The 24,170-nt window shown below is 65.6% G+C and carries 28 protein-coding genes, 2 other RNA genes and 1 pseudogene; 8 read left to right on the top strand and 23 right to left on the bottom strand.

What is annotated here, in order from left to right; all coding sequences use genetic code 11:
- The 3 genes from JWM94_RS05275 to JWM94_RS05265 all read right to left on the bottom strand — a co-directional run.
- A partial coding sequence (locus JWM94_RS05275; RefSeq protein ID WP_299422842.1) for an ATPase domain-containing protein occupies positions 1-520 on the bottom strand: 520 nt, incomplete at its 3' end.
- A 51-nt stretch (positions 521-571) separates the two neighbouring features.
- Positions 572-1,360 carry an energy transducer TonB gene (locus JWM94_RS05270; RefSeq protein ID WP_299422838.1) on the bottom strand — a complete coding sequence of 263 codons (789 nt, stop codon included), beginning with the start codon at positions 1,358-1,360 and terminating at the stop codon, positions 572-574.
- A gap of 27 nt (positions 1,361-1,387) precedes the next feature.
- Positions 1,388-2,095 carry a glutathione S-transferase N-terminal domain-containing protein gene (locus JWM94_RS05265; RefSeq protein WP_299422835.1) on the bottom strand — a complete coding sequence of 236 codons (708 nt, stop codon included), beginning with the start codon at positions 2,093-2,095 and terminating at the stop codon, positions 1,388-1,390.
- A gap of 67 nt (positions 2,096-2,162) precedes the next feature.
- On the opposite strand from JWM94_RS05265, the gene JWM94_RS05260 reads away from it, so the two are divergent.
- A complete protein-coding gene (locus tag JWM94_RS05260) occupies positions 2,163-3,314 on the top strand; it encodes a glycosyltransferase family 1 protein (RefSeq protein WP_299422832.1) in 1,152 nt (383 codons plus the stop codon).
- 4 nt (positions 3,315-3,318) lie between these two features.
- On the opposite strand, the gene JWM94_RS05255 is transcribed toward JWM94_RS05260, so the two are convergent.
- From JWM94_RS05255 to JWM94_RS05210, 10 genes are all read right to left on the bottom strand, one after another.
- Positions 3,319-3,858, bottom strand: coding sequence for a J domain-containing protein (locus JWM94_RS05255; protein WP_299422829.1), 540 nt, complete (start codon positions 3,856-3,858; stop codon positions 3,319-3,321).
- Positions 3,859-3,998: 140 nt separating this feature from the next.
- Positions 3,999-4,354: RNase P RNA component class A (rnpB, locus tag JWM94_RS05250), an RNA gene on the bottom strand.
- Positions 4,355-4,364: 10 nt separating this feature from the next.
- Positions 4,365-5,054, bottom strand: a complete 690-nt coding sequence (locus JWM94_RS05245) for an N-acetylmuramoyl-L-alanine amidase (protein ID WP_299422826.1) — start codon at positions 5,052-5,054, stop codon at positions 4,365-4,367.
- A gap of 38 nt (positions 5,055-5,092) precedes the next feature.
- On the bottom strand, positions 5,093-5,911 hold the full coding sequence (locus JWM94_RS05240; protein WP_299422821.1) for a protein-glutamate O-methyltransferase CheR: 819 nt from the start codon (positions 5,909-5,911) through the stop codon (positions 5,093-5,095).
- Entirely contained in the window at positions 5,905-6,963 is a 1,059-nt protein-coding gene (locus tag JWM94_RS05235) for a chemotaxis protein CheB (RefSeq protein ID WP_299422816.1), read from the bottom strand. Before JWM94_RS05235 ends, JWM94_RS05240 begins: the two co-directional genes overlap by 7 nt.
- 27 nt (positions 6,964-6,990) lie before the next feature.
- Positions 6,991-7,356, bottom strand: coding sequence for a response regulator (locus JWM94_RS05230; RefSeq protein ID WP_299422811.1), 366 nt, complete (start codon positions 7,354-7,356; stop codon positions 6,991-6,993).
- A gap of 62 nt (positions 7,357-7,418) precedes the next feature.
- Positions 7,419-7,862, bottom strand: coding sequence for a chemotaxis protein CheW (locus JWM94_RS05225; protein WP_299422806.1), 444 nt, complete (start codon positions 7,860-7,862; stop codon positions 7,419-7,421).
- A complete protein-coding gene (locus JWM94_RS05220; RefSeq protein ID WP_299422803.1) occupies positions 7,859-10,165 on the bottom strand; it encodes a chemotaxis protein CheW in 2,307 nt (768 codons plus the stop codon). Before JWM94_RS05220 ends, JWM94_RS05225 begins: the two co-directional genes overlap by 4 nt.
- A 57-nt stretch (positions 10,166-10,222) precedes the next feature.
- Entirely contained in the window at positions 10,223-10,867 is a 645-nt protein-coding gene (locus JWM94_RS05215) for a histidine phosphotransferase family protein (protein WP_299422799.1), read from the bottom strand.
- 157 nt (positions 10,868-11,024) lie between these two features.
- Positions 11,025-11,414: a M67 family metallopeptidase gene (locus JWM94_RS05210; RefSeq protein WP_299422796.1), complete on the bottom strand. Its 390-nt coding sequence runs from the start codon at positions 11,412-11,414 to the stop codon at positions 11,025-11,027.
- A gap of 18 nt (positions 11,415-11,432) precedes the next feature.
- On the opposite strand from JWM94_RS05210, the gene JWM94_RS05205 reads away from it, so the two are divergent.
- The 5 genes and pseudogenes from JWM94_RS05205 (at position 11,433) to mtgA (ending at position 15,906) form a co-directional block, all read left to right on the top strand.
- On the top strand, positions 11,433-12,383 hold the full coding sequence (locus JWM94_RS05205; RefSeq protein WP_299422792.1) for an RluA family pseudouridine synthase: 951 nt from the start codon (positions 11,433-11,435) through the stop codon (positions 12,381-12,383).
- A gap of 66 nt (positions 12,384-12,449) precedes the next feature.
- Positions 12,450-13,352, top strand: a complete 903-nt coding sequence (gene rpoH / locus JWM94_RS05200) for an RNA polymerase sigma factor RpoH (protein ID WP_299422789.1) — start codon at positions 12,450-12,452, stop codon at positions 13,350-13,352.
- Positions 13,353-13,394: 42 nt separating this feature from the next.
- Entirely contained in the window at positions 13,395-13,892 is a 498-nt protein-coding gene (locus JWM94_RS05195) for a hypothetical protein (RefSeq protein ID WP_299422785.1), read from the top strand.
- Between the two features lie 7 nt (positions 13,893-13,899).
- A pseudogene (locus JWM94_RS05190) lies at positions 13,900-15,093 on the top strand (flavin monoamine oxidase family protein); the annotation flags it as partial.
- A gap of 102 nt (positions 15,094-15,195) precedes the next feature.
- Positions 15,196-15,906: a monofunctional biosynthetic peptidoglycan transglycosylase gene (mtgA, locus tag JWM94_RS05185; protein WP_299422850.1), complete on the top strand. Its 711-nt coding sequence runs from the start codon at positions 15,196-15,198 to the stop codon at positions 15,904-15,906.
- A gap of 102 nt (positions 15,907-16,008) precedes the next feature.
- Here mtgA and JWM94_RS05180 read toward each other — a convergent pair whose 3' ends face one another.
- The 8 genes from JWM94_RS05180 to JWM94_RS05145 all read right to left on the bottom strand — a co-directional run bounded on the left by JWM94_RS05180 (position 16,009) and on the right by JWM94_RS05145 (position 21,479).
- The gene (locus JWM94_RS05180; protein ID WP_299422781.1) at positions 16,009-16,332 is read right to left on the bottom strand and encodes a YbaB/EbfC family nucleoid-associated protein; all 324 of its coding nucleotides are present in this window, start codon (positions 16,330-16,332) and stop codon (positions 16,009-16,011) included.
- Complete coding sequence (locus JWM94_RS05175; RefSeq protein ID WP_299422776.1) at positions 16,329-17,957, bottom strand: DNA polymerase III subunit gamma/tau; 1,629 nt, start codon at positions 17,955-17,957, stop codon at positions 16,329-16,331. Before JWM94_RS05175 ends, JWM94_RS05180 begins: the two co-directional genes overlap by 4 nt.
- Positions 17,958-18,007: 50 nt before the next feature.
- Positions 18,008-18,349: a hypothetical protein gene (locus JWM94_RS05170; protein ID WP_299422772.1), complete on the bottom strand. Its 342-nt coding sequence runs from the start codon at positions 18,347-18,349 to the stop codon at positions 18,008-18,010.
- Between the two features lie 161 nt (positions 18,350-18,510).
- Positions 18,511-18,607, bottom strand: an RNA gene (gene ffs, locus JWM94_RS05165) — signal recognition particle sRNA small type.
- Positions 18,608-18,649: 42 nt separating this feature from the next.
- Positions 18,650-18,907 (bottom strand): hypothetical protein, encoded by a 258-nt coding sequence (locus JWM94_RS05160; RefSeq protein ID WP_299422768.1) that lies wholly within the window; start codon positions 18,905-18,907, stop codon positions 18,650-18,652.
- A 102-nt stretch (positions 18,908-19,009) separates the two neighbouring features.
- The gene (locus JWM94_RS05155) at positions 19,010-19,339 is read right to left on the bottom strand and encodes a 2Fe-2S iron-sulfur cluster-binding protein (protein WP_299422764.1); all 330 of its coding nucleotides are present in this window, start codon (positions 19,337-19,339) and stop codon (positions 19,010-19,012) included.
- Positions 19,336-20,409, bottom strand: a complete 1,074-nt coding sequence (locus JWM94_RS05150; RefSeq protein WP_299422759.1) for a cysteine desulfurase family protein — start codon at positions 20,407-20,409, stop codon at positions 19,336-19,338. Before JWM94_RS05150 ends, JWM94_RS05155 begins: the two co-directional genes overlap by 4 nt.
- On the bottom strand, positions 20,406-21,479 hold the full coding sequence (locus tag JWM94_RS05145; RefSeq protein WP_299422756.1) for an aminotransferase class V-fold PLP-dependent enzyme: 1,074 nt from the start codon (positions 21,477-21,479) through the stop codon (positions 20,406-20,408). The genes JWM94_RS05150 and JWM94_RS05145 overlap by 4 nt, the downstream gene beginning before the upstream one ends.
- Positions 21,480-21,590: 111 nt before the next feature.
- On the opposite strand from JWM94_RS05145, the gene JWM94_RS05140 reads away from it, so the two are divergent.
- Positions 21,591-22,247 (top strand): alpha/beta hydrolase, encoded by a 657-nt coding sequence (locus JWM94_RS05140; protein WP_299422753.1) that lies wholly within the window; start codon positions 21,591-21,593, stop codon positions 22,245-22,247.
- Positions 22,244-22,798, top strand: a complete 555-nt coding sequence (locus tag JWM94_RS05135) for a hypothetical protein (RefSeq protein ID WP_299422749.1) — start codon at positions 22,244-22,246, stop codon at positions 22,796-22,798. The genes JWM94_RS05140 and JWM94_RS05135 overlap by 4 nt, the downstream gene beginning before the upstream one ends.
- 5 nt (positions 22,799-22,803) lie before the next feature.
- On the opposite strand, the gene JWM94_RS05130 is transcribed toward JWM94_RS05135, so the two are convergent.
- Positions 22,804-22,971, bottom strand: coding sequence for a hypothetical protein (locus tag JWM94_RS05130; RefSeq protein ID WP_299422746.1), 168 nt, complete (start codon positions 22,969-22,971; stop codon positions 22,804-22,806).
- Positions 22,972-23,086: 115 nt separating this feature from the next.
- Positions 23,087-24,091, bottom strand: a complete 1,005-nt coding sequence (locus JWM94_RS05125; RefSeq protein ID WP_299422743.1) for a threonine/serine dehydratase — start codon at positions 24,089-24,091, stop codon at positions 23,087-23,089.
- Between the last annotated feature and the right edge of the window lie 79 nt (positions 24,092-24,170).

The raw sequence follows: 24,170 nt of genomic DNA, 5'->3' as shown, positions 1-24,170 counted from the left end.
CGATCACCAGCATCGCGGGCGGCTGCCCCTGCCCCAAGGTCGTCAGGATATCGCGAGTCGATGTCGCCGCGGCGAGCTCAACGTGCGCATCGCCCAGCCCGAGCCGTCGCGCGCGCAGCCGCACCTGATCGGCGGCTTCCTCGCCCGACACATACACCACGCGCTGCCCGCGCCGCGCGAGTTCGGCGGCCGCCTGGAGCAGCAAGGTCGACTTCCCGATCCCCGGATCGCCCCCGATCAGCGTGGCGGACGATTCGACGAACCCGCCCCCCATCGCACGGTCGAGCTCGGCGATCCCGGTCGCCATGCGTTCTGGCAAGGTCACTTCGGCATCGAGCCCGATCAGCTGGATCGATCGCCCGCCGGATTGCAGATTATGCTTGGCCTGAAACGGCGTGACGTTGCCGCCGACCTCTTCGACCAGCGTGTTCCACTCACTGCAATCGACGCATTGCCCCTGCCACCGCGACCCGACCGAGCCGCACGATTGGCAGACGTAGCGTTTTTGCGGTTTGGCCATATGAGAGGGTTTAGACGACTTGGAACGTTAAGGGAACAAAAAGCTTAGGCTTCAATTGTCCAGCGCCCATCGCAGCGAGACCACGGTATACCGCGTCGTGGAGATTTTGGTCGGGGGAAAAGAACCGCGTTTTACAACGGCGGCACACGAGGCTTCATCGAGGTCAGGTGCCCCGGCGCTTTGCACGACACGACACGACACCTTCCCGTTTGAACCGGCAGATACGATCATCACCGCCACTCCCTGTACGCCGCTGCGTTTTGCGGCGGGCGGGTATCGCACGTCGGCGAACCAACTCTGAGTTGTTTTCGCGAGAAGGGCTATCACTTGCTTTTCGTCCAAACCCCAATCGGCAATTCGGCGCGATCGGCAAGCGTCGAGCGACCGCGCAACCGATTCGGGCGAACCAAGCGGCAAGCTGAACGAACTACCATCGCCGCTATCCACCGTGACCGTAGTGCTACGGGTGAACTCGACATATCGCGCGGTCGGCAAATCCGCGACATAGCCCGAGCTGATCGTCCCCCTGTAGAGGAGGTCCAGCATCAAGCCCGAGGGTGCGAACGTAATCGTCGGCTCAGGATTGATTGCGACGCTTTGATTGCCCTGCCGGTCGGTACCGTTGTTTACAGCGCCGCGTCGTTCGAACTTCAATATTATTCCGGCAGGATTAGCACTTGAAAAAGCCCGTTTTATGGAGATTTCGACTGGCGATCCCTGCACGTCGTATCGGCGCGTTGCACTACACGAAGCGCCGGTAACTGGGTCATTCTGCCAATCGCTCAGCGGAGTCGCCAAAATCGTCGCGGCCTGCCCCAATACTGCCAGCACAATCCACACGACATTTTTCCCTCAGCCCCCGATACCCTAGCTTGCCCGCGCCGGAATCGTTAGCCCCTTCTGCACCGCCGGCCGCGCCAGCCCGCGATCCAGCCAGGCCGCGACGTTCTGGAAACCGTCGAACCCGACAATCTCCCGCGCCTCGTAAAACCCGATCAAATTCCGCACCCAACCCAACGTCGCGATATCGGCGATCGTATACTCATCGCCCATGATCCACGTCCGCCCATCGAGCCGCGCGTCGAGCACACCGAGCAACCGCTTGCTCTCCTCGACATAGCGGTCGCGCGGGCGCTTATCCTCCCACTCCTTCCCGGCGAACTTGTTGAAGAAGCCGAGCTGCCCGAACATCGGCCCCAGCCCGCCCATCTGCCACATCAGCCACGCGATCGTTTCCCAGCGCGCGGCAGGATCGGCGGGGATGAACTTCCCCGTCTTGTCGGCGAGGTATAGGAGAATCGCGCCGCTTTCGAACAAGCCAATCGGCTGGCCGTCCGGGCCGTTGGGGTCGATGATCGCCGGGATTTTGCCGTTGGGGTTGAGGCTGAGGAATTCGGGCGACTTCTGGTCGTCCTTGGCGAAATCGACCAGATGCGCCTCGTACGGCAGCCCCGTTTCCTCGAGCATGATCGACACCTTCACGCCGTTGGGCGTGGGCAAACCGTAAAGCTGAATGATATCAGGATTTTCCGCCGGCCATTTGCCAGTGATCTTGAAGTCCGAAAGGTCCGCCATCACTATCTCCGCGTCTTGTCGTACGGCTTAGATAGGCAAGCCCCATTCATCCCGCTATGGGCGGCGAATGGAACCGGGCGATCTTCGCGTCGCGCTGTTCTCGGGCAATTACAATTATGTCCGGGACGGCGCGAATCAGGCTCTGAACAAGCTCGTCGGGCATTTGCTCGCGCGCGGGGTCAAGGTGCGCGTCTATTCGCCTACGACCGACACCCCGGCCTTCCCCCCGGTCGGCGACCTGGTCAGCGTGCCCGCGGTGGCGATGCCGGGCGGGCGCGACGAGTTCAAGCTGGCGCGCGGCTTTCCGGCCAAAATCCGCCGCGATGTCGAGGCGTTCGCGCCCAATATCGTCCATCTGTCAGCGCCCGACATTCTCGGCCACCGCGCGCTGACCTGGGCGCGCAAGCAGGGGCTGCCCACGTTCATTTCGATGCACACGCGCTTCGAAACCTACCCGCCTTATTACCATATCGGGTTCGTCGTACCGTTGGTGATCAAGCTCGCGACGCGCTTCTATAATCGCGCCGAGCAGATCGTCGTGCCCGCGCCGTCGTCGGGCGAGTTGCTGCGCAGCTGGGGCGTGACCACGCCGATCAGCATCTGGTCGCGCGGGGTCGATCACGACCGGTTCAATCCGCAGGCGCGCAGCCTGGAGTGGCGGCAGTCGCTGGGGATCGCCGACGACGAAGTCGCGATCGGCTTTCTCGGCCGGCTGGTGCTCGAAAAGGGCCTCGACATCTTCGCCGAGGTAATCGCGGCGCTGAAGGCGCGCGGCATCCGCCACCGCGTGATGGTGATCGGCGAAGGCCCAGCACGCGGATGGTTCGCCAGCCAGGTTCCGGAAGCGGTGTTCACCGGTTTCCAGAGCGGCGACGCACTGGGCCGCGCGGTCGCGTCGATGGACGTGTTCTTCAACCCCAGCGTGACCGAGACGTTCGGCAACGTGACGGCGGAGGCGATGGCGGCGGGCGTGCCCGTGGTCGCGGCGATCGCGACCGGCGCGGTCGACCTGGTGCAGGATGGAGTCACCGGGTTCCTGGTGCCGCCGCGCGACGTTGGCGCCTATGCCGACGCGATCGGGCGGCTGGCGCAGGACGATGCGCTGCGGCTGGCTGCAGGCCGCGCCGGGCACGAGGCCGCCAAGGTCTATGAATGGGACCCCGTCAACGAAGCCGTGATCGACGCCTATCTCGCGATGCTGGCGCGGCGCGCCAGTTAGACGGCTAGGCGGTCGGCTTCCACTCGCGTTCTTCTTCCGCGACGCGCAGCACATCATACGCCGCCTGGATCGCCTGGAAGCGCTTTGCCGCTTCGGCGTCGCCGGGGCGCAGGTCGGGATGGTTTTCCTTGGCCATCTTGCGCCACGCCGTGCGGACCTGGTCGAAACTGCAATCGGGTTCGAGGTCGAACAGGTCGAGCGCGCGCATTTCGTCGCGCGACCGACTGCCATCCCCCGGCCCGGCCCAGGCATTATGCTTCGATGCGGTATAGCCTTCGGCAGTGCGGGTTTCGGCCGCTTCGCGCTCAGCGGCTTCCTCGGCGGTCAGCCCTTCGAAGTAATTCCAGCCGCGATTATACTCGCCGGCATGCTCCTGGCAGAAATACCAGCGTTCGGGGCTGTTGGGCGATTTGGGCGCGGGGCAATCGCCCTTTTCGGTGCAGCCATGACGGTCGCACAGCCGCACCGTCGTCGCCTCGCGCGACGAGCCGTAGCCGCCCCAGCGGGGGAAACCCCAATTATCGGTCCGTGTCGCGCGCGCCATGCGGGGGCACTTAGGGGCGCCGGGAAAGAAACGCCACATCTCCCGACCGTCATCCCCGCGAAAGCGGGAACCCAGCTTCTTTCCTCATGCGGTTCAAGAAAGCTGGGTCCCCGCTTTCGCGGGGATGACGGAAAGAGAAAAATGCCAGAGGGTCTGTAAGCCGGGTTCTGTACTCCCGAAGGAGCGGCGACCATTCCTCTAGGGCGACGCTTGCGCGCCGCCTCAAGCAACCAACCCGGACGACGAGCTGAAACGAAGCCCATATGCCGCCCCTATTCGGTCTTGCTCCCGGTGGGGTTTGCCATGCCGCGACCGTTACCGGCCACGCGGTGCGCTCTTACCGCACCCTTTCACTCTTACCGGGCGAACCCGGCGACCTGCTCTCTGTGGCACTTTCCCTGGGGTCACCCCCGGCGGGCGTTACCCGCCACCGTCGTTTCGCGGAGCCCGGACTTTCCTCGCGTGCTTGCGCACCCGCGGCCGCCCGACCCTCTGGCGGATCGGCCTTACTCGTCGCCTTGCGGTTTGGGAAGCAGCAGAGCGAGGAGCAGGCTGCGGCATTCGCCGTCGATCTCGCCGTCGATCAGTTCGGGGCGGAAACGGCGCTGGAACGCGACGACTGCGGCGAGCTTGTCGGTGACCTCGTAGCCGAAGCGTTCGAGCGCGAGCAGGAAACCGGCGTCGCTCCACAGCGGGTCCATCAGGTTCTTGGTCGGACGCGGCATCGCGAGGCGGACCTTGGCGAGCTTCCACCACGGGAACAGCTCGCCCGGGTCCTGCTTGCGGGTCGGGGAAATATCCGAATGGCCGACGATATTGCCGCGGGTTATGCCGTGCCGCTGCTTGATGTCCGCCAGCAGCGGGAGCAGCGCGTCGATCTGCGCGGGCGCGAAGTCGCGATAGCCGAATTCGTGGCCCGGATTGACCAGTTCGATCCCGATCGAAGCCGAATTGACGTCGGTGATCCCGCGCCAGTGCGCCGCGCCGGCATGCCACGCGCGTTTTTCCTCGGCTACCAGCCGATGAACGGTGCCGTCCTCGTCGATCAGGTAATGCGCTGACACTTCGGCGGCCGGGTCGGTCAACCGCTGGAGCGCGGCCTCGGCGCTTTCCATGCCGGTGTAATGGAGCACGATCATCGTGACCGGCAGTTGCCGCTCGTTGAAATTGGGCGACGGGGTATCGACGATGCTCACGCCCTCAGAATTGCGGCGTTCGAGCCGGAATGTAAACCTCAGGCCGCGGCAGCGGCGGGCCAAGTCGGCTCGTACAGTCCGCGATAGCGCTGGCTCGGCTTGAACGCGTCGGTCTGGCCGATCACCGTCTCGCCCGCGCCCAGCACCAGCAACCCCTCTGGCCGCAGCACCTGCGCCAGCCGCTCGAGCACCTTGCGGCGCAAATCGAGCGAGAAATACAGCAGGACGTTGCGGCACAGGATCACGACCAACCGCCCGATCGGCAACGGATCGGCGACCAGGTTCATGCGACGGAACGACACCATCCGGGTCAGGCCGGGGTTGGCGATCCAATCGCCATCGACGGTGTCGAACCATTGCATCATGCGCCGGATCGGCAGCCCGCGCTGGATTTCGAATTGCGTAAAGCGCCCCGCCTTGGCGCGATCCAGCGCCGAGGCCGACACATCGGTCGCGACGATTTCGGGCATCTGCTCGTCGAGCTTTTCGGCGAACAGCATCGCCAGGCTGAGCGGTTCCTGCCCAGTCGAGCAACCCGCCGACCAAATCCGCGGACGGCGCGTGGCCGGTACGGCTGCAATGACGTTCGCGATCAGGTCGAACACCGGTGCGTCGCGGAAGAACGAGCTCTCCTGGTTGAGCAATTCGTCGACCACGCGGTTGGCCAGCGCGCCGGTGCGATCGGCCTTGATCGCGGCGGCCATGCTGTCGAGCGACTCGTGCCCGGTGTCGCGCATCGAGGGTTTGAGCGCGGTTTCTATCCGCCAGCGGCGGTTGGCATCGATCTGCTGACCGGTGCGCGCCTCCAGCAACGCGGCGAATTCGGCGATCGGGCCGGTGGGGCAAGGGTTCAACATACGGGACGCCGCCGCCGCGCGATGAGCTGGCCGATTTCATCGGGCGGCAGGATCGCGTCGGCGATGCCGCCCGCCACAACCGCGCCGGGCATGCCCCAGATCACCGACGATGCACGATCCTGCACGACGACACTGCCGCCTGTACTGGCGAGCGCGGCGGCGCCGATCGCGCCGTCGCGGCCCATCCCGCTCAGCACAACGCCGAGTGCACGTGCGCCATAGGTTTCGGCGACCGATTCGAGCATCGGATCGACGGACGGCACACAGCCGCTCGGCGCGGGCATGGTCGATAGCCGCACCGCGGCGCCGTCTCCCATCGACACGCAACGCATGTGCGCGCGCCCAGGGGCGATCAGGATGCGGCCGGGGCGAATTCGCGCGTGATCCTCGGCGACTTCGCACGGGCGCCCGGCGAGCACCGCCACTTGCGCCGCGAAATACGGCATGAACGAGTCGGGCAAATGCTGCGTGATCAGCACCGGCAACCGGAACTCTACCGGCAACGACCGCAGTAACAGGCTGAGCGCGTGGATGCCCCCGGTCGAGGCGCCGATCGCGACGATGTCGAAATCGTCGCCGGGCGCGATGCTCGCCGCAGGCGTGCGCGGCGCAACCACCGCGTCGGGCTCGACCAGCCGCTCGATCTTTTCGTTGAGCAGGTCGGCGAAGCGGCCCGCGAACGCGCCGACGTCGGGCTTGACCAGCGTATCGGCGGCGCCGAGCGCCAGCGCCTGAACCGTGGTCGCGGCGCCATCCGCACAGGCCGATGACACAATTAGCACGCGTGCGCCGCGGCTCGCGGCGAGCAGGTCCGGCAAGGCGGTCAGCCCGTCGATCCCCGGCATTTCGATGTCGAGCACGATCACGTCGACTCGGTGCTTGGCGAGGAACGCCTGTGCTGCGTACGCGTCTTGAACCGCCCCCGCGACGATGAACCGCCCGGCACCGTCGATCGCGCGCGCCATCACGGCCCGCGCGACAACCGAATCGTCGACGATCAGGACCGACGGCGGGGCGTCGAATTCTTCGCTGTCTGGGACCGGCACGGCCATCTCGGCAAAGCCGCTACTGGGCCGAAATCAAGCCATACCGACGATTTGGAGCTTACTTTCCAGCGTCTCGCGATCGAACGGCTTCATGACATATTCGTCGGCGCCCGCTTCGATCGCGGCGCGGATATAGGCCATGCCGTTCTCGGTCGTGCAGAACACCACCTTAGGGCGGCTGGCGAGCGCCGTGTCGCGCAGCGCGCGCAGAAAATCCATTCCGCTCATCACCGGCATGTTCCAGTCGAGCAGGATCACGTCGGGTACGTTCGCCATGCAGCTGTCGAGCGCCTCGCGCCCGTCAGCGGCTTCGCTCACCTCGAAATCGAGCGTCTCGAGAATATGGCGGGCGACCTTACGGATCACCTTGGAATCGTCGACAACCAGACACGTCTTCATGACCGAAACACCCTGTTACTTGGCCCCTACCAAGGATTTAGCGGCAAACTGTGAGTGGCGAGTTAATTGACCGCCACCGAATCGACCGACGGGCCGTGAATCAGCGCGGTCAGGTCGATCGCGAGGATCGGCTCGCCGTCGCGCTCGATCTGGCCGCAGCCCGCCTCACGCCACCCCCCGTCGAGCGCAATGCCCGAGGGCAATGGCGAGGACACGAACGGCGCGACATCCTCCAGCGAATCGACCAGCACCGCATAATGATGCCCGTCGATCACCGTGATGACCGCGCGCGATCCGGCGATGCCGAGCGGCGGCATGCCGAGCGCTGCGTGCGTGTCGATTACCGTGACGACTCGGCTGCGCAACGCGGCAAGCCCGCGGATGTGCCGGGCGACTCGCGGGGTCGGGGTGACGTGACCGATATCGACCACCGATTCGACTTGCGCCGAATCGATCGCGACGCCGCGCCCGGCGATGTGCGCGATCAGGAAAAGCTGTTCGGTCATGCTGCCTCCACGCGTTTGGCGACCGCCGCCAGCAATCCGGCGCGGTCGTAGCGATAGACGCGGTCGGCGGACCCGATATCGCGGCGGTCATTGCTCAGGTGCAGCGTCCGGCCATCGCGGCTTGCGCCCGCGTCGGCGCTCAGGATCACAACCGGCTGCTCGCCGTCGTCGGCCTTGGTCGCGACGCGATAGCCGGCGGCCTCGAGCACCGGCTTGAGAAAGGTGGCGATCCAGGCATCCGATTCGCCGTCGATCAGGCACAAAGGCGCGCCGGGCTGAACCGAATCACCGGTGTCGGGGCCGAGCAGCCATTGCGGGTCGAGCAATTCGATCTGCTCGTCGCCGATCGTAACGACGCCTAGGATCGGGCCCGCCTGTGCGGAAGGAATGATGTCCGCCGGGATCGCGACGATATCGACCGGCTCGGCGATCGCGTACGCAACCTCGGCGTCGCCGTCCTTGATCCGCAGCACCGCCAGCTCGGACCGCCCGGCGGTTTCGCCCAGCGCCGCGAGCGGGATGATCCGCCCATCGACCAGCAACCGCATCCGCCCGCCGGTAAAGCGCGCGGCGTCGGCAGGCACCGTCTCGACCCGGTCGATGATCGCCAGCGGGACGGCACGGCGGCGGCCGTCGAGATCCTCGAACAGCAGCGCGTCGACCGTCGGCGCGGCGGTTTCCTCGGGCTCGTCGTCCTCGACCACGGCATCGCGCGTGAAATTGATCCCGGCCTCCGCCGCGATCCCCGCGCAATCGAGCAGCAGCATCGGCGATCCGCTGTCGGGCAAGGTCTGGCCGGCATAGATACCCGCTGCCATCACCGCCGGCGCGGCGGGCTTGATGACGAGCTCTTCGTGATCGAGCACCGAATCGACCGCGACCGCGAAACTGCCGCCGCTCGCGCTGATGATCGCCAGCATATCGACCGTCGTCGAATTGGCCGCGCACAAGCCCAGCAGCGCGCCGAGATCGACCAAAGGCATGCGGCGGTCGCGCACCGTCGCGGTAGCGGTATCGCCAAGGCGGTCGATCCGGATTGTGTCGCCGCCGACATGAACGATTTCTTCGATCGCCTGGCGGGTCACGGCGAAACGTTGCCCGGCAATGCCGATGACGATCGCCGGAATGATCGACAAGGTCAGCGGCACGTGGATCAAGATGCGCAGGCCCCGGCCGAGCGCGTTGACCAGTTCGATCCGCCCGCCGATCTGCTCGATATTGGCGCGCACCACGTCCATCCCGACGCCGCGGCCCGAAATCGCGGTGACCTCGTCCTTGGTCGACAGGCCGGGTTCGAAGATCAAATCGAGCTTGGCGCGCTCGCTCAGCGCCGACAAATCGCGCCCGCGCGACTGGCCTGAAGCGGTCAGTTTCTGGACGAGCCGGTCGGTGTCGATCCCGCGTCCGTCGTCGGCGATTTCGATGATAATCTGGTTGCCCGACTGGCGCGCGCAGACGACCAGCCGGCCGACTTCGCGCTTGCCTGCGGCGCGGCGATCTTCGCTGGTTTCGATGCCGTGGTCGATCGAGTTGCGGACGATGTGGACCAGCGGGTCGCGCATCATCTCGATCATCTCGCGGTCGAGTTCGACGTCGGCGCCCTCGATGACGAGTTGCACCGATTTGCCGACCTCGGCGGCGGTGTCGCGCACCATGCGCGGCAGCGCAGAGAACAGCGCGTCGACCTTCTGCATGCGCGTCCGCGTGACGGTGTCGCGCATTTCGGCGACGGTCAGCGACAGGCGGTCGAGCGCCGCCTCGATCGCGGGATCGGCTTGCTGGTCGCGCATCCGTCGCGCGAGTTCGTTGCGCGCCAGCACCATGTCGGACATGCCGCTCATCATGCGGTCGAGCAATTCGGTGGAAAGCCGCACGCTGCGTTGCGACACGCGCTGGTTGGTCGGCGCCTGTTGCGCAGCCGGCGCGGCGGCTTCGGCCCCGGCATCGAGCGCCGCGATCAGCATGTCCTCGCCGCTATCGGGCAGCGCCACCCCGACATCGATCGCCTCGACGATCTCACCGATGCGGTCGACGATTGCTAGGACGGCAGAGACCAACGGCGCGTCGGGCTTGCGATCACCCGCGCGCACCGCCGCGAGCACATCCTCGGCGGCGTGGCTCAGCCGCGCCAGACGCGGCAGGTCGAGGAAGCCGCAGCTGCCCTTTACCGTATGAACGAAGCGAAAAATGGCATCGAGCCGCGCACGGTCCTCGGGCTGAATTTCCCACGCGACGATTTCACCCGAGAGCGCCTCGAGCGTCTCGCGCGTTTCGGCAATGAATTCCTGGAGCAGGTCGTCCATGGGTCCCCGGGGCTAAGCGCTGGGCGGACCTTGGCCGACGATTGGTTAAGGAGGGCTTTACCCGGCGTGAATTGTCACGCCGAACAGGAGGATAGGCGCGTCGGGATCTGAAATCTGGACGCTGCCGTTTCCGGCGGCGACCAGCGAATGGACCAGATAGGCGGCGGCACCGCGCGGCGTGACCGCGTCGTCGCCCAACTCTCCCATCAGGGTCGTGCGCAATTCCTGGTCGAGTACCAGCCGCGGCCCTTCCGCACGCACCACGATCTCGACCTTGTCGCCATTGGCCTCCGCGTCGATGTCGAGCTGCCCGCCGCGGACCAGCGCGTCGCCCGCGATCAGCGCGAGGTTGAGCAGCACCTTGATCGCCGGCTTGGGCAGTGCGCCTTCATCCACCATCCAGCCGATCGTGACCTTACCGCCCTCGCCGAACAGCCCCTCGATCGCTGCGCGCGCTTCGCGCGTGTCGACCGTCTCGCCGAACCCGCCGGCGGCGCCGAAGGCGAGGCGGAAGAATTTGAGCTTGTTCGCCGACGCCCTGGCGCTTTCGTTGAGCAGATCGAGGCACCGCGCGCGCATTTCCGGGTCGTGCTCGTCGGCGAGCAGTTCAAGCCCGTTGTTGAGCGCTCCAACCGGCGAGAGCAGGTCGTGGCACAGGCGCGAACAGAGCAGGCTGGCGAAATCGACCGGGGTGATGGTCATTGCAGGCGGTTCTTTCTTATTTGCTGGCGCGCGTTCTGGCGAAGCGCGAGGCGGCACGCAAGCACCACACCCAAAGCCGTCATGCTGAACTCGTTTCAGCATCCACTGCGCCACAAGCGGCGGCGGTCATTGCTGCACGATGGATACTGAAACAAGTTCAGGATGACGGATGGATAGGTAGATGCGCAAAACCCTCATCAATGGCCAACCAGGCCCGAAGCTCTTTCGACGTTACGATCACCCAAACCTCACCACCACTCGCCGCCGCCGCATCGCGCGCCGACGGCTCGGCCCGTCCAGTCGGATGCGAATGGTAATGCCCGATCACCGCCGGCCCGCCTGCCCGCGCAGCCTTGTGTGCGGCGATCAGTGCCTGCGGGCCGATCTCGAACCCTATCGCCGGTTCGTCAGCCACGTTGCGGCACGGAACCACCCGTTCGACCCGCAACTCCTCGCCCAGCAACAGTCCGCAAACCTCCACATCGGGCGACGCCGCCGCCTCCGCTCGAATGCCTGCCAGCGCCTCCCTTGAAATTTCCAGCCTCATGCCCATTTCCCTAGCCGAATGGTCTCGGGGGTTTCCATCCTGCAAGCGATGATTTCGGCGAATGCCAATGGGTGGCGGTTCGACCGCGCCCTGGCCGACGCCCTCCCCACTCTATCGCGCGAGCGCTTGAAGGCGCTGATCTCCTCCGGGCACGTGAGCAGCAGCGATGGTGCACTGATGCGTGATCCAGCGAAAAAGGCGGTCGCGGGTACCACATTCAGCGTCACCGTGCCCAACCCCACGCCGGCACATAACGAAGCGCAGGATATCCCGCTCGTCGTCGCGTTCGAGGACGAGCATCTGATCGTGATCGACAAGCCGGCAGGTCTCGTTGTCCATCCCGCCGCGGGCAATCTCGATGGCACCCTAGTCAACGCCCTGCTCCATCATTGCGGCGGTAGTCTCTCCGGGATCGGCGGCGTCGCGCGGCCCGGGATCGTGCACCGGATCGACAAGGACACGTCGGGGCTGATGGTCGCCGCCAAGACCGACCGCGCCCATGTTGGATTAGCTAAGCAATTCGCCGACCACTCGATCGACCGCCGTTACAAGGCGATCGTGTCTGGGCAACCTTCGCCGCTTTCGGGCACGGTCGATGCGCCCCTCGCGCGCAGTCCGCAGAACCGCAAGAAGGTCGCGATCGTCCGTACCGGCAAGCGCGCGGTGACGCATTACAGAACGCTCGAACGCTTGCGCGACGCGACGCTGGTCGAGTGCAAACTCGAAACCGGCCGCACGCATCAGGTGCGCGTTCACTTGGCATCGATCGGTCACCCCTTGCTGGGCGACCCGGTTTATGGTAGAACAAAACAGGCTCACCGGAAGGATTTGGAAACCCTGAATTTCCGCCGCCAGGCGTTGCATGCGGCGGTTCTCGGGTTCATCCACCCCATCACAAGAGAAGCTTTGTCGTTCGAAAGCGAAATGCCTGCCGATATGCAGGAACTGTTCGATATACTCAGTCATTAGGTTTTGTTGCAGCGCGGCATGTCGCCTCATCTGGGGCATGCCGGCTCAGTTAAGGGAGAAGTGATCATGGCAAACCGCAGCAACGTCCCCGCGACGATTCCTGCCCTTGGCGGAGAGGCGAGCCTCAACCGCTATCTGGCCGAGATCAAGCGTTTCCCCGTCCTGACCCCCGAACAGGAATATATGCTCGCCAAGCGCTTCGAGGAGCATGGCGACACCGATGCCGCGCATCAGCTGGTCACCAGCCACCTGCGCTTGGTGGCCAAGATCGCGATGGGCTATCGCGGCTATGGCCTGCCGGTCAGTGAGCTGATCAGCGAGGGCAATATCGGCCTGATGCAGGGCGTGAAGAAGTTCGAGGCCGATCGCGGCTTCCGTCTTTCGACCTATGCGATGTGGTGGATCCGCGCGTCGATCCAGGAATTCATCCTGCGCTCGTGGAGCCTGGTGAAGATGGGCACCACCGCCGCGCAGAAGAAATTGTTCTTCAACTTGCGCCGGATGAAATCGAAGCTCGACGCGTTCGACGACGGAGACTTGAGCCCGGCCAACCTCGCCAAGATCGCCAAGGATCTCGGCGTGACCGAGGACGAGGTCACCAGCATGAACCGCCGCATGTCGATGGGCGGCGACACGTCGCTCAACGTCTCGGTGCGCGAGGACGGCGAAGGCCAGTGGCAGGATTGGCTGCAGGACGATTCGCCCTTGCAGGACCAAGTCGTCGCCGAGACGCAGGAGGCGGACGTCCGCCACAGCCTGTTGACCGAGGCGATGGACGACCTCAACGAGCGCGAGAAGCATATCCTGACCGAGCGCCGCCTGACCGACGACCCAAAGACGCTCGAGGAGCTCTCGCAGGTCTATGGCGTCAGCCGCGAACGCGTCCGTCAGATCGAGGTTCGCGCGTTCGAGAAGCTGCAGAAGGTGATGATGCGGCTCGCCGGCGAGAAACGGTTGCTCGCGGCGTAACGGGCGCGGTAGCGTCGGTCCTCAATCAAAAGGGGACCGGCCATGTGGCGTTACGTCAAAATACCCAAGGCGATCGCGCTGCTCGCGTTCCTGTTGCCGTGGATGACCGTTTCCTGCTCGGGCACGAAGGTCGCCGAGGCGAGCGGCTGGGAGCTGGTGCTCGGCCACATCCGGCCAGTGATCGCGGCCGCCGCAGACAAGCCGCAGGCGACCCACCTGAATTACTACCTTGCCGCCGCGGTCGCGCTGAGCGCGATCGGGCTCGTATTGTCGTTGATGCGGCGGCGCCTAGCGATGGCAGTCGTCGCAACCTCGCTTGGCGCGGTAGCGCTGATCTGGGCGGGTACCAATCAGTACAGCAACACGCGGCTGGCCGAAGCGGCGGCGAAGAGCGGCAAGGAGTCGGGCCTCGATTCGGTCGCAGCGTCGATGATCCGGGTCGACTGGCAGGTCGGATATTGGGTCGCGCTGGCGGCACTGGCGGTCGCAGCCGTGCTCGCTTTCCTCGCAATCCGCGACCCCGACGAGCCGCCAGCCTGACGCTGCGATGAAGCACGACTTTGTTGTCATCGGCGGCGGTGCGTCCGGGATCGCGGCAGCGCGCCGGCTGCACGAGGCGCGTGCTGACGTGTTGCTGGTCGAGGCGAGCGGGCGGCTCGGCGGGCGGGCGCATAGCGTCCGCGTGCGGGGCGAAGTGCTCGACCTAGGCTGCGCCTGGTTGCATTCGGCCGACCGCAATCCGTGGACGCGGATCGCGCTGGCCGAAGGCTTCCAGATCGACCGCACCCCCGCGGGCTGGCGAACACAATGGCACGATCTCGGCTTTCCGAAGGACGAGCGCGCGGCATTCGAGGAAGACTACGTTAAGTGGCACGACCGCGCCGAGGGTTTCGTCCACGGTCCCGATCGCCCGCTGAGCGATTTCATTCCCGCCGATTCGCCGTGGCGCCCGCTGATCGACGCGATCTCCGGCTATGCCAACGGCGCGAATCTGGGCGACGTGTCGCTCCATGACTGGGCGGCGTATGAAAATACCGCGGGCGACGACAATTGGCGGCTGCAGGAAGGCTATGGTTCGCTGATCGCCGCGCACGCCAAGCGGTTGCCGGTCAAGCTCGACACGCCCGTGTCGCTCATCGACCATCGCGGCGCCTTGATCCGGCTGACCACACCGGGCGGCGTGATCGAGGCTGACCGAATCATCGTCGCGGTGCCTACGCCGATCATCGCCGACGGCGATCTGGCCTTCGACCCGCCGCTCGACGCCAAACGCCACGCCGCCGCCGCGCTCCCCCTTGGGCTTGCCGACAAGATCTTCCTCGGCATCCGCGACGGCGACTATCCGCACAATGCGCACCTGATCGGCAACCCGCACAGCTCCAACACCGCGAGCTATCAGGTCGGCTGGCTCGGACGGCCCTTGGTCGAAGCGTTCTTCGGCGGCGATTGCGCCGAGGCGCTGGAGCGACAGGACGATCGCGCCGCCGCCGACTTCGCGATCGGCGAACTGGCGGGGCTGCTCGGCAACGACTGGCGGCTACGGCTTCAGCCGCTCGCGCGGACGCGCTGGCGCGCGGAAAAGTTCATTCGGGGCAGCTATTCGCACGCGAAGATCGGCCAAGCCGCACAGCGCGGTATCCTCGCACAACCTCATGACGACCGCCTGTTCTTCGCCGGCGAGGCTTGCCACGCGAGCGACTTCTCGACCGCGCACGGCGCCTACGAGACGGGGATCGCCGCCGCCGAAGAGGCGCTTGCCGCCCAGCGCCGTCCCCGCGTAGTGGCGACGATACCGCTGACCGCGGCCCCTGTCCCATCCACGCCAGAGCCGCCAACCGAGCCAATGCCAGCCAAGCCCGCCAAACCCCGCCGCTCGTGGCCACGCCGTATTTTCGGCTGGGTATGGAAGGGCACGCTCGCCTTCATCGTGCTGAGCGTGGTCTGGGTCGGGCTATATCGCTTCATCGACCCGCCGGTCACATTGACGATGCTCGGCGACGGCATATCGGGCAACGGCATCGTCAAGAGATGGATGTCGCTCGACGAGATGGACCCGCGCATGGCGCGCGCCGCCATTGCCGGTGAGGATTCGCGCTTTTGCCTCCACAACGGCTTCGATTTTCGGGCGATCGAGCAAGCGTATAGCCGCAACCAGAAAGGCGGGCGCATCCGCGGCGGATCGACGATCAGCCAGCAGACCGCGAAAAACGTCTTTCTGATCCAGAGCGGGGGGTACGTCCGCAAGGCGTTCGAGGCGTATTTCACTTTTCTGATCGAGCATCTGTGGGGAAAGCGGCGGATCATGGAGGTGTACCTCAACGTCGCCGAAACCGGGATCGGCACGTACGGCGCCAATGCCGGGTCGATCCGCTATTTCGGACACGATGCGTCGCGGATGACCGCGGTCGAGGCGGGGCGGATCGCGGCAGTGTTGCCGCTGCCGAAGAAACGCGATGCCGTCGATCCGACCGGCTTCGTGCGGCGCCATGGCAACGTCATTGCCCGCTACGTCGATATCGTGCGGGCCGATGGGCTGGACGGGTGTTTGAAGTAGCGCGGACCGCCATGGGCAAAGCCCATGGCGTCGGACGGGCCTAAAGGCTCGCCGGCCGGTCTTGCGCGAGTCAGCCCGGCGTGGCCGGCTGCCGCGCTGCGACTAGAACGGCAGTTTGAACCCCGGCGGCAGCGGCAGGCCCTGAGTCATTTTCGCCATCTCGGCATTCGACGCCGCATCCGCCTTCGCCCGCGCATCGTTGAACGCCGCGACGATCAGATCCTCCAGCATCTGCTTTTCGGACACCTGGACCAGCGAATCGTCGATCGCGATGCCGATGATCCGGCCCTTGGCCGATGCCGTAACCTTGACCAGCCCGCCGCCCGACGCTCCCTCAACCTCGATCGCGTCGAGCCCGTCCTGCGCCTTGGCCAGTTCGGCCTGAACGTTCTGCGCCATCGCCATTATGTCTTCGAGACTCTTCACGCTTGTGCTTCCTTGTTCCAGTTTTCGAGGACCGCATCGGGAAACGCCTCGAACGCGGCTTTGACGATTGGGGTTTCAAGGATCGCGGCGCGTTCCGCCTCTTCGGACGCCTTGCGCCGCTCGGCGAGGGTTGCCTCACCCTCGGCATCCTCGGTCAAAATCTTCCATTTGACGCCAGTCAGGTCGTGGAGCCGTGCCGCGAGCGCTGCCGGCAGATCGGCAGGAAGCGGGCGCTGCGTGCTCAGCGTGAGTTCGGGCGGTGCGTAACGCACCGGGCGAGCATTGGCGTTGAGGTGCGACAATAACGAGCCGCCGCCGTTGCGCTGAATCAACGCGACCATGTCATCGAAGGTCGCGGGCAGCGCCTGGACCGGTGCAGCGGCCGGTACCGGCGCTGTGCTGGATGGTGCAGCGGCGGTACCGACCGCTGCACCGGCGGCGATCTGCCGCGCCAATTCCCCCGGATCGGGGAGGCTGGAGGCATGGACGACGCGCAGCAGCGCCATCTCGCCTGCCTCGATCGGCAAAGCGGCGCGCCCGATTTCATCATGCCCCTTGAGCAACAATTGCCACAACCGGTGCAGCGCCGGGAACGACAAGCTCCGCGCCCAGCCTTGATACGCCTCGCGCTCTTCGACCGATTGCGCCGGGTCGGCATCGCCGCCGAGCTTGGCGAGTGTTGTCGCGTGCACCGTCTCGAGCAGCCCGCGCAGCACCGATTGGGGGTCGACGCCTAGGTCATATTGTATCCGCAACGCGGCGAGCGCGCTCGCCGCGTCGCTGACGAGCAACAGCCCGAACAGATCGCGGATCGCGGCGCGGTCGGACAGCCCGAGCATCGCGCGCACCGCCGATGCGGTCACGCCACCGCCCTCCATCCCGGCATGCGCGATTGCCTGGTCCAGGATCGAGAGGCCGTCGCGCGCCGACCCGTCCGCCGCGCGCGCGATCAACGCCAGCGCCTCGAATTCCGCCGTCGCGCCCTCCAATTCGGCGATCCGTGTGAAATGCGTCGCCAGTTTATCCGCGGGAATACGTCTCAAGTCGAACCGCTGGCACCGCGACAGAACCGTTACCGGTACTTTTTGGACTTCGGTGGTGGCGAGTAGAAACTTCACATGTTCAGGGGGTTCTTCGAGTGTCTTAAGAAGCGCATTGAACGCATTCTTCGACAACATATGGACTTCGTCGATGATGTAGATCTTGAACCGCGCACCGAACGCCGCCAGCCGCGCCGCGTCGATTACCGCGCGCATATCGTCAACGCCAGTGTGCGACGCCGCATCCATCTCGATCACATCGATATTACGCCCCTCGGCGATTGAGATACAGGGCTCGCAAACGCCGCACGGGTCGATCGTCGGGCCGCCCTCCCCGTCCGGGCCGATGCAATTGAGCGCCTTGGCAATCAGCCGCGCAGTGCTGGTCTTGCCGACGCCGCGGACACCAGTGAGCAGGAAAGCGTGCGCCAGCCGCCCACGCCGGATTGCGTTGGCCAGCGTCTGGACCATGGCTTCCTGCCCGATCAGCTGGTCGAAATTCTGCGGCCGGTATTTGCGCGCGAGCACGCGGTAAGCGGTGTTGTCGGGCTGTGGCGGCTCGCCAAGGTCGAAGGAGTCGGACATCGACTCCTATCTAGGCACGGCGAGCCGCGATGTCGAAGGGCTAACCGCGCTTAATAGACGCGATAACAGCGCCGGATCGGACGACGGTGGTACCAAGTGGTCTGGCACACGAGTCGGCCACGCCGCCACCTGCGGTTGGACCGGTAGGCGTAACCGCCACGAAAACGGGAATTGCTGCGCCAGCCATTGCCGCCACGCCAACCGCGATCGCCACGCCAGCCACGCCGGTCGCCGCGCCAGCCGCGATACTGGTCGGCGGTCGTGGCGCTACCTGGCTGCGCGACCGGGGCAACCGCGACCGTTTTGGTCAGCGCAGTTTCGGCGGCAGCGGGGGCGGCGCTTGCGATACCAGCAAGCGCAAGCATCGCGGCGAAGATCGAGGTGAAACGCATTACAGGACTCCTTTGACTAGAGACACTGGTGGACGTTCGTGAGATTTGGGATTGTAGCAAAATCGGCGCGCCGCAGCAAAGCCGCTTCGTCGGACGGGCCGTCGGCCCGCCGGCCGCGCTTGCGCGTCTCGACGGCGGCTTCGCTGCCGGCGTGCGCGCTGCGCGGTGAGAGCCGGACGACCCGGGGCAAAATCGTTGTGGCTGCTGCCTTCCGGCTCTGACCAGGTTGGCGACGACCCCGTCCGCCCGACTCTCGCCACGCATATGGCGGGGTCGGGCGGCGGTTTCAAGCGGTTAGGATTACCAGCGCACGCGCACGTTGCGGCACGTCCGGACCTTGCGGCCATGATGCCACCGCACGGTGCAGGTGCGCTTCATGTGCCAGCCGCGCCGCACGCCTGGACGCGTTACCACGACGCGCGTCGTCGCCCGCGGGGCATCGGTCGTGACGGTACGCGTACGCACGGTCGTCGTGGTCTGCGGCGAAGCGTCGGCGGACATGGGAACCAAGGTGGCGCCGGCGACGAGCGCAGCACCGATAGCGAAGATCATTTTCATGCGAACATTCCCTTTCAACAGCCCCCCGATGGCGTCCAAACGGCCGAAAGCACGTGTCGTTCCGTATCCGAAATATCGTTACGGATCGGTCGGAATTTATCGTCAGCGACCGCGCATGTTCTTGGCTTCGGGAGGAATTCGCACGGTGATCGCGTCGATCGCATCCAGCCAGATCTGGCACGACAGCCGGCTGTAGCGCGTCGCCCCGGCGGCGAGGTCGAGCATGTCCTCCTCTTCCTCCACCGCACGGGGTAGCCGGGCAAAATCGTCGGGATCGACGATCACATGGCAGGTCGAGCAGGCCATTTGCCCCTCGCACGTGCCCTCGAGCGGCTGATCGGTATTCTGTGCCACGTCGAGCAGCCGGTCGCCGGGCCGCGATTCGACCTCGCGCCGCGTACCGTCGCGTTCGATGAAGGTGACGCGCGTCACACCGCAATCCGTTGCGCGCGGGCGGCGGTGTCGATCCGGGTCAGGGCCTCAATGAGTTCGGCTTCTGTGGTGTAGCGCCCGAAACCCAGTCGAATGCTCGATTTCGCCTCCGCATCGCTCAACCCGATTGCGCGCAAGACATGGCTCGGCCTGCCGGAACCGCTGGCGCAGGCCGAACCGGCGGAAAAAGCGACGTCGCGCAGGTCGGACATCAACCGCCCCACGTCGAGACCGTCGCGGCGGATGTTGAGGTTGCCGCGATAGCGGTGATCGACCGCGCCGTTGATCGTCCAGCCATCGAGGCGACCAATGGCCAAGCCCCAGAGCAACTCGACATGCGCGGCGTCCCGCTCCCGCCGCTCGCCCATCAAGGCGGCAGCGACGCCGAACCCGGCGCACAAGGCCGGCGACAGCGTGCCCGATCGCCCGCCCTCCTGATCGCCGCCATGCAGCAGCGTCGCGAGGTCGACGCCGTCGCGGATCCACAACGCGCCGATGCCCTTGGGACCGTGGATCTTGTGCGCGGAGACGGCGATCAAATCGCAGTCGTCGGGGATCGGCACGCGCCCATAGCCTTGCACTGCGTCGCACAGGAACAGCGCTCCTGCTTCGTGCGCCAGCGCCGCGAGTTCGGCGACGGGCTGAAACACCCCGCTCTCGTTGTTGACCAGCATCGCCGCAACTAGCTTCACGCCGGGGCGGATCGCCGCGCAGGCCGCGCCGAGATCGACCAAGCCGTCACGTCCCACTGGCAGGATCGTCGCGCTCCCCATTGCCTCGGCCGTGTCGAGTACGGCGGCATGTTCGGTCGCGATGGTGACGACCGGCCCACCGGCCCCCTTGATCGCCCAGTTGAGCGCTTCGGTCGCACCGCCCGTGAATGCCACGCGTCCGCCCGGCGGCAGCAACGCAGCGACTTGCTCGCGTGCCACCTCAACCGCCGCCTTTGCCGCGCGGCCCGCGCTGTGCGCCGAATGCGGATTGGCGTGCCGGTCGCGTAGCCACGGAAGCATCGCTTCGAACGCCTCCGGGGCGAGCGGTGTCGTCGCCTGATAATCGAGATAGATCATGCCGCCTGTGCCCGGCTGGCGGCGATCTCTCGCCAGACCGCGATGAACGCGTCGCAATCGGCTTTCGTTGTGGATCGCCCGAAACTTACTCTCACGACCTCCCGCGATGCCGTCATGTCCCAGCCCATCGCGGTCAGGACGTGGCTCGGCTTCATGCTACCCGAAGCGCAGGCACTACCTGCTGACACAGCGATCCCGGCCATGTCGAAGCGGATCAACTGAGTGGTCGAACTCACGCCGGGCAAGCGGTACGATCCTATTGCCGGATGCCGCAATGCCCCGGCCAGCACGGGTTCGGCGCCAAGTGACGTCAAGGCGTCGTCGAGGTAGCGGCGCAGCTCGGCGTAGCGCACAACATCTTCCGGCTCAGCCAACGCAGCGGCATAGCCCAGCACCCCGGGCACGTTCTCCGTCCCCGGCCGATACCCCCGCTCCTGCCCCCCGGTGGGGTCAAGCGTGGCGAGATCGCGCACCAGTAGCGCACCGACCCCGATCGGCCCGCCACGCTTGTGCGCCGATAGCGCGACGAAATCGGCGTGCCGCGCGACGTCGCGGTCGGCGCCGGCGGGCATCTGCGCCGCATCGACCAATAGCAGATGGCCAGCGGCGTGAATCTGCTCGGCCAGCGTAGCGATCGGCTGGCGAACGCCAGTTTCGCTGTTGCACCACTGGATCGCGACAACCGCGCGTCCCTCTCCTGTCGTCGCCGCGTCGAGCGCGTCGGTATCGACGATCCCGTCCGCACCGACCTTCACCAGCGCGATGTCATACGTCGCGCGCAACACCGCATCGTGCTCGACCGCCGAGGCCAGCCTTCGCTCGACCGCACTCCGCGTCAGCGCGACGTTCAGCGACTCGCTCGCCCCGCTGGTGAACAGCACTTCGCCCGACCAGCCATAGGCCCCGGCGATCTGCCCTCGCGCCGCCTCCAGAGCCGCTTTTGCCGCGCGTCCCTCAGCATGCGGCGACGACGGATTTGCCCAGCGCGCGAAGCCGTCTGCCATCGCCTCGCGCGCCACGGGCAGCAACGGCGTCGTCGCGGCATGATCAAGATAGATGCGAGTCGTCACCGGTCCGATTCGTTCCAATTGCGCGAAAGCGCTTCCTGCCTATATAGCGCGCAACCTTTCCCGCCACACCGGCGGTCGCAATTCGCCAAAAGACCAAGCTGTCAGGATACCATGCCCGAAGTCATCTTCCCCGGCCCCGAAGGCCGTCTCGAAGGCCGTTTCAACCCCGGCCCCAAGCCGCGCGCACCGGTCGCGATGATCCTCCATCCGCATCCGCAAGCGATGGGCACGATGAACAACCGCATCGTGATGGAGCTCTACAAGACCTTCCAGCGCCGCGGCTTCGCGACCTTGCGCTTCAACTTTCGCGGCGTGGGGAAGAGCCAGGGCACGTTCGACAACGGCATCGGTGAGCTGAGCGACGCCGCGTCGGCGCTCGACTGGGTACAGAGCTTCCACCCGGAAGCCTCGACGACGTGGATCGCCGGGGTCAGCTTCGGCGCATGGATCGGCATGCAGCTATTGATGCGCCGCCCCGAAATCCGCGGCTTCATCTCGGTAGCACCCCCCGCCAATCTCTACGACTTCACCTTCCTCGCGCCGTGCCCGGCGAGCGGCATCCTGATCGCCGGCGAGAATGACGAGGTGGCGACCCCGGTCGCGATCCAGAAGCTGGTCGACAAGCTGCGCACCCAGCGCCACATCACGATCCACCACGACACGATCCCGAAGGCGAACCACTTCTTCGAGCACGAAATGCCGGAGTTGATGGGCAGCGTGGACAAGTATCTGGATATGAGGCTCGACCCTAATTCGCCGATCCGGTGAGCTGGGAGCAGCGATTAGCGCCAGCTAATCGCGTCACGATGTCGAGCCGGCCGGCGGCGCAAGCGCCGTCCGACGACATGGGCTTTGCCGACGTCAGCCAACTAAGTTGGTCGGCCAACCTGACATACTTGACAAGGGCCCAGCCGAGCCCGCCATATATCCATATGATTTTGTCAGCGATTTTGGGGGCCACTCTGATGTCGGGGAATGTGCAAACTGATGAATTAGAGTGGCTATCGTGTCGCTTTGAAAGCGGAGAAGAATCCCTCGTTTTGGCGCTAGACGGTCCAAGTGAAGGATATTCGATGCAGGGCGACGAGCTTATTAAGTTGATAAACATCGATTTACCCAACGGCGTGAAGGTTCGGTCGTCCGTCACGCCGGATTTGGTGCGGTTCGAATTTTCTAAGGCTGACGGCGTGAGTTGGGTCGATATCGTTGATCGCCATACCCTCAAATACACTAAGTTAGTGACGAAGGAGGGAAAGCCATACGAAGGCCGCGGAACCTGCGTCCGTATTCCGCCAAGGCCATATACGCGCAAATTCTGATCGGACTACAACGTCCAAATCACCACATTTCCCACCAGTACCAGCGCCATCACCACCATCAGCACGCCCTTGGTCCGCGTATCTGGCCGCATCGCCAGCCTGACCCCGAACCAGGCCAGCACGAACGCTGCGATCATCGCGATCGCGGGCGCGACTTGCTCCAAGCCGGTCATGTGGAAAGAGTTCGTGCTCCGGCGAAGGCCGGAGCGTTGGAGATCGAAGGCTGCGACTGCCAACACTCCGGCCTTCGCCGGAGCACAGTGCAATAGCCGATTGGTAGAAGTCCCATCATGTCTCGCTGAGCGCCGGAAATGCTGATGCCTCGGCCGGCTCAGACGCGATCGCGGCGGCATAGGCCTCGATATCGACGTTTCCGCCCGACAGGATCACCAGCATCCCCGCCTCCGCCGCGACCTTGCCGGTGAGCAGCGCCGCCAGCCCTACCGCGCCGCCGGGCTCTATGACCAAGTGCAGCACGCTCGCAGCCCAATGCTGCGCCGCGCGCACCTCGGCCTCGCTGACCGCCACGCCCTTGGCATCGCGCCGCGCCAGCACCTCGAAGGTCAGCGGCGACACCTCGGGCGTCTGCAACGCATCGCACGCGGTCGGCGGCGGGTTGGGGCCGACCGGCTCGATCCAGCTCGCCTCCAGGCTGCGGCGCATGTCGTCCCAGCCTTCGGGCTCGACGACGGTGATCTTCGCCTCCGACAGCCCCAGTGCGATACCCGACGCGAGCCCGCCGCCGCCGCACGGCACCACGACATGCGTTGGCTCGCCCAGCCCGATTGCCTCCATCTGGCGCCGCGCCTCGATCCCGACGCTGCCTTGCCCCTCGATGATCCACGGATCGTCGAAGCTCGGCACCAACGTCGCGCCCCGCGCCTCGGCCAGCGCCGACGCGATCGCGATTCGATCCTCGGTCATGCGGTCGTACGCCACCACTTCCGCCCCCAGCGCGAGCGTACCGTCGCGCTTCGCCTTGGGCGCATCGCCGGGCATGACGATCGTCGCCGGCATCCCCAGCCGCTTCGCCGCCCATGCCACGCCCTGCGCGTGATTCCCCGACGAAAAGGCGACCACGCCCTTCGCACGCTGCGCGTCGTCGAGCGCGGTCAGCCGATGCCACGCGCCGCGCAGCTTGAACGCGCCAACCGGTTGCAGCGACTCTGCCTTAAAAGCGACTTGCACCCCGTTGATTTCATGCACGAATAATGGCGTCGGCGGCAGGATCGCGGCGATCTTGGCCGCGGCGTCCCTGACCCCTGCCCGTGTCGGCTGTCGCACAATCGTCACTGTCCATCTCCGCGCCAGAACCAGCGATTCAATAAGGTCTTTACATGCAAAAGCATGGACCCTAAATCCGCCCTCCGCT

The organism is Sphingomonas bacterium (assembly GCF_028289855.1).
GTDB lineage: Bacteria > Pseudomonadota > Alphaproteobacteria > Sphingomonadales > Sphingomonadaceae > Sphingomonas.
The sequence above is the reverse complement of the archived record's forward strand: the minus strand, read 5'-3'. Positions and strand labels throughout refer to the sequence as shown.

Excerpts from the sequence above, each read along its gene's own strand:
- JWM94_RS05225 (WP_299422806.1), bottom strand. The coding sequence starts at position 7,862 with ATGACCGAACAGCTTTTCCTGATCGCGCACATCGCCGGGCGCGGCGTC.
- JWM94_RS05265 (WP_299422835.1), bottom strand. The coding sequence starts at position 2,095 with ATGGCGGACCTTTCGGACTTCAAGATCACTGGCAAATGGCCGGCGGAA.
- JWM94_RS05205 (WP_299422792.1), top strand. The coding sequence starts at position 11,433 with ATGGTCTCGGGGGTTTCCATCCTGCAAGCGATGATTTCGGCGAATGCC.
- JWM94_RS05230 (WP_299422811.1), bottom strand. The coding sequence starts at position 7,356 with ATGAAGACGTGTCTGGTTGTCGACGATTCCAAGGTGATCCGTAAGGTC.
- JWM94_RS05160 (WP_299422768.1), bottom strand. The coding sequence starts at position 18,907 with ATGAAAATGATCTTCGCTATCGGTGCTGCGCTCGTCGCCGGCGCCACC.
- JWM94_RS05175 (WP_299422776.1), bottom strand. The coding sequence starts at position 17,957 with ATGTCCGACTCCTTCGACCTTGGCGAGCCGCCACAGCCCGACAACACC.
- JWM94_RS05240 (WP_299422821.1), bottom strand. The coding sequence starts at position 5,911 with ATGTTGAACCCTTGCCCCACCGGCCCGATCGCCGAATTCGCCGCGTTG.
- JWM94_RS05195 (WP_299422785.1), top strand. The coding sequence starts at position 13,395 with ATGTGGCGTTACGTCAAAATACCCAAGGCGATCGCGCTGCTCGCGTTC.
- JWM94_RS05255 (WP_299422829.1), bottom strand. The coding sequence starts at position 3,858 with ATGGCGCGCGCGACACGGACCGATAATTGGGGTTTCCCCCGCTGGGGC.
- JWM94_RS05140 (WP_299422753.1), top strand. The coding sequence starts at position 21,591 with ATGCCCGAAGTCATCTTCCCCGGCCCCGAAGGCCGTCTCGAAGGCCGT.
- JWM94_RS05215 (WP_299422799.1), bottom strand. The coding sequence starts at position 10,867 with ATGACCATCACCCCGGTCGATTTCGCCAGCCTGCTCTGTTCGCGCCTG.
- mtgA (WP_299422850.1), top strand. The coding sequence starts at position 15,196 with ATGCCAGCCAAGCCCGCCAAACCCCGCCGCTCGTGGCCACGCCGTATT.
- JWM94_RS05235 (WP_299422816.1), bottom strand. The coding sequence starts at position 6,963 with ATGGCCGTGCCGGTCCCAGACAGCGAAGAATTCGACGCCCCGCCGTCG.
- JWM94_RS05220 (WP_299422803.1), bottom strand. The coding sequence starts at position 10,165 with ATGGACGACCTGCTCCAGGAATTCATTGCCGAAACGCGCGAGACGCTC.
- JWM94_RS05260 (WP_299422832.1), top strand. The coding sequence starts at position 2,163 with ATGGAACCGGGCGATCTTCGCGTCGCGCTGTTCTCGGGCAATTACAAT.
- JWM94_RS05130 (WP_299422746.1), bottom strand. The coding sequence starts at position 22,971 with ATGACCGGCTTGGAGCAAGTCGCGCCCGCGATCGCGATGATCGCAGCG.
- JWM94_RS05150 (WP_299422759.1), bottom strand. The coding sequence starts at position 20,409 with ATGATCTATCTCGATTATCAGGCGACGACACCGCTCGCCCCGGAGGCG.
- JWM94_RS05210 (WP_299422796.1), bottom strand. The coding sequence starts at position 11,414 with ATGAGGCTGGAAATTTCAAGGGAGGCGCTGGCAGGCATTCGAGCGGAG.
- rpoH (WP_299422789.1), top strand. The coding sequence starts at position 12,450 with ATGGCAAACCGCAGCAACGTCCCCGCGACGATTCCTGCCCTTGGCGGA.
- JWM94_RS05170 (WP_299422772.1), bottom strand. The coding sequence starts at position 18,349 with ATGCGTTTCACCTCGATCTTCGCCGCGATGCTTGCGCTTGCTGGTATC.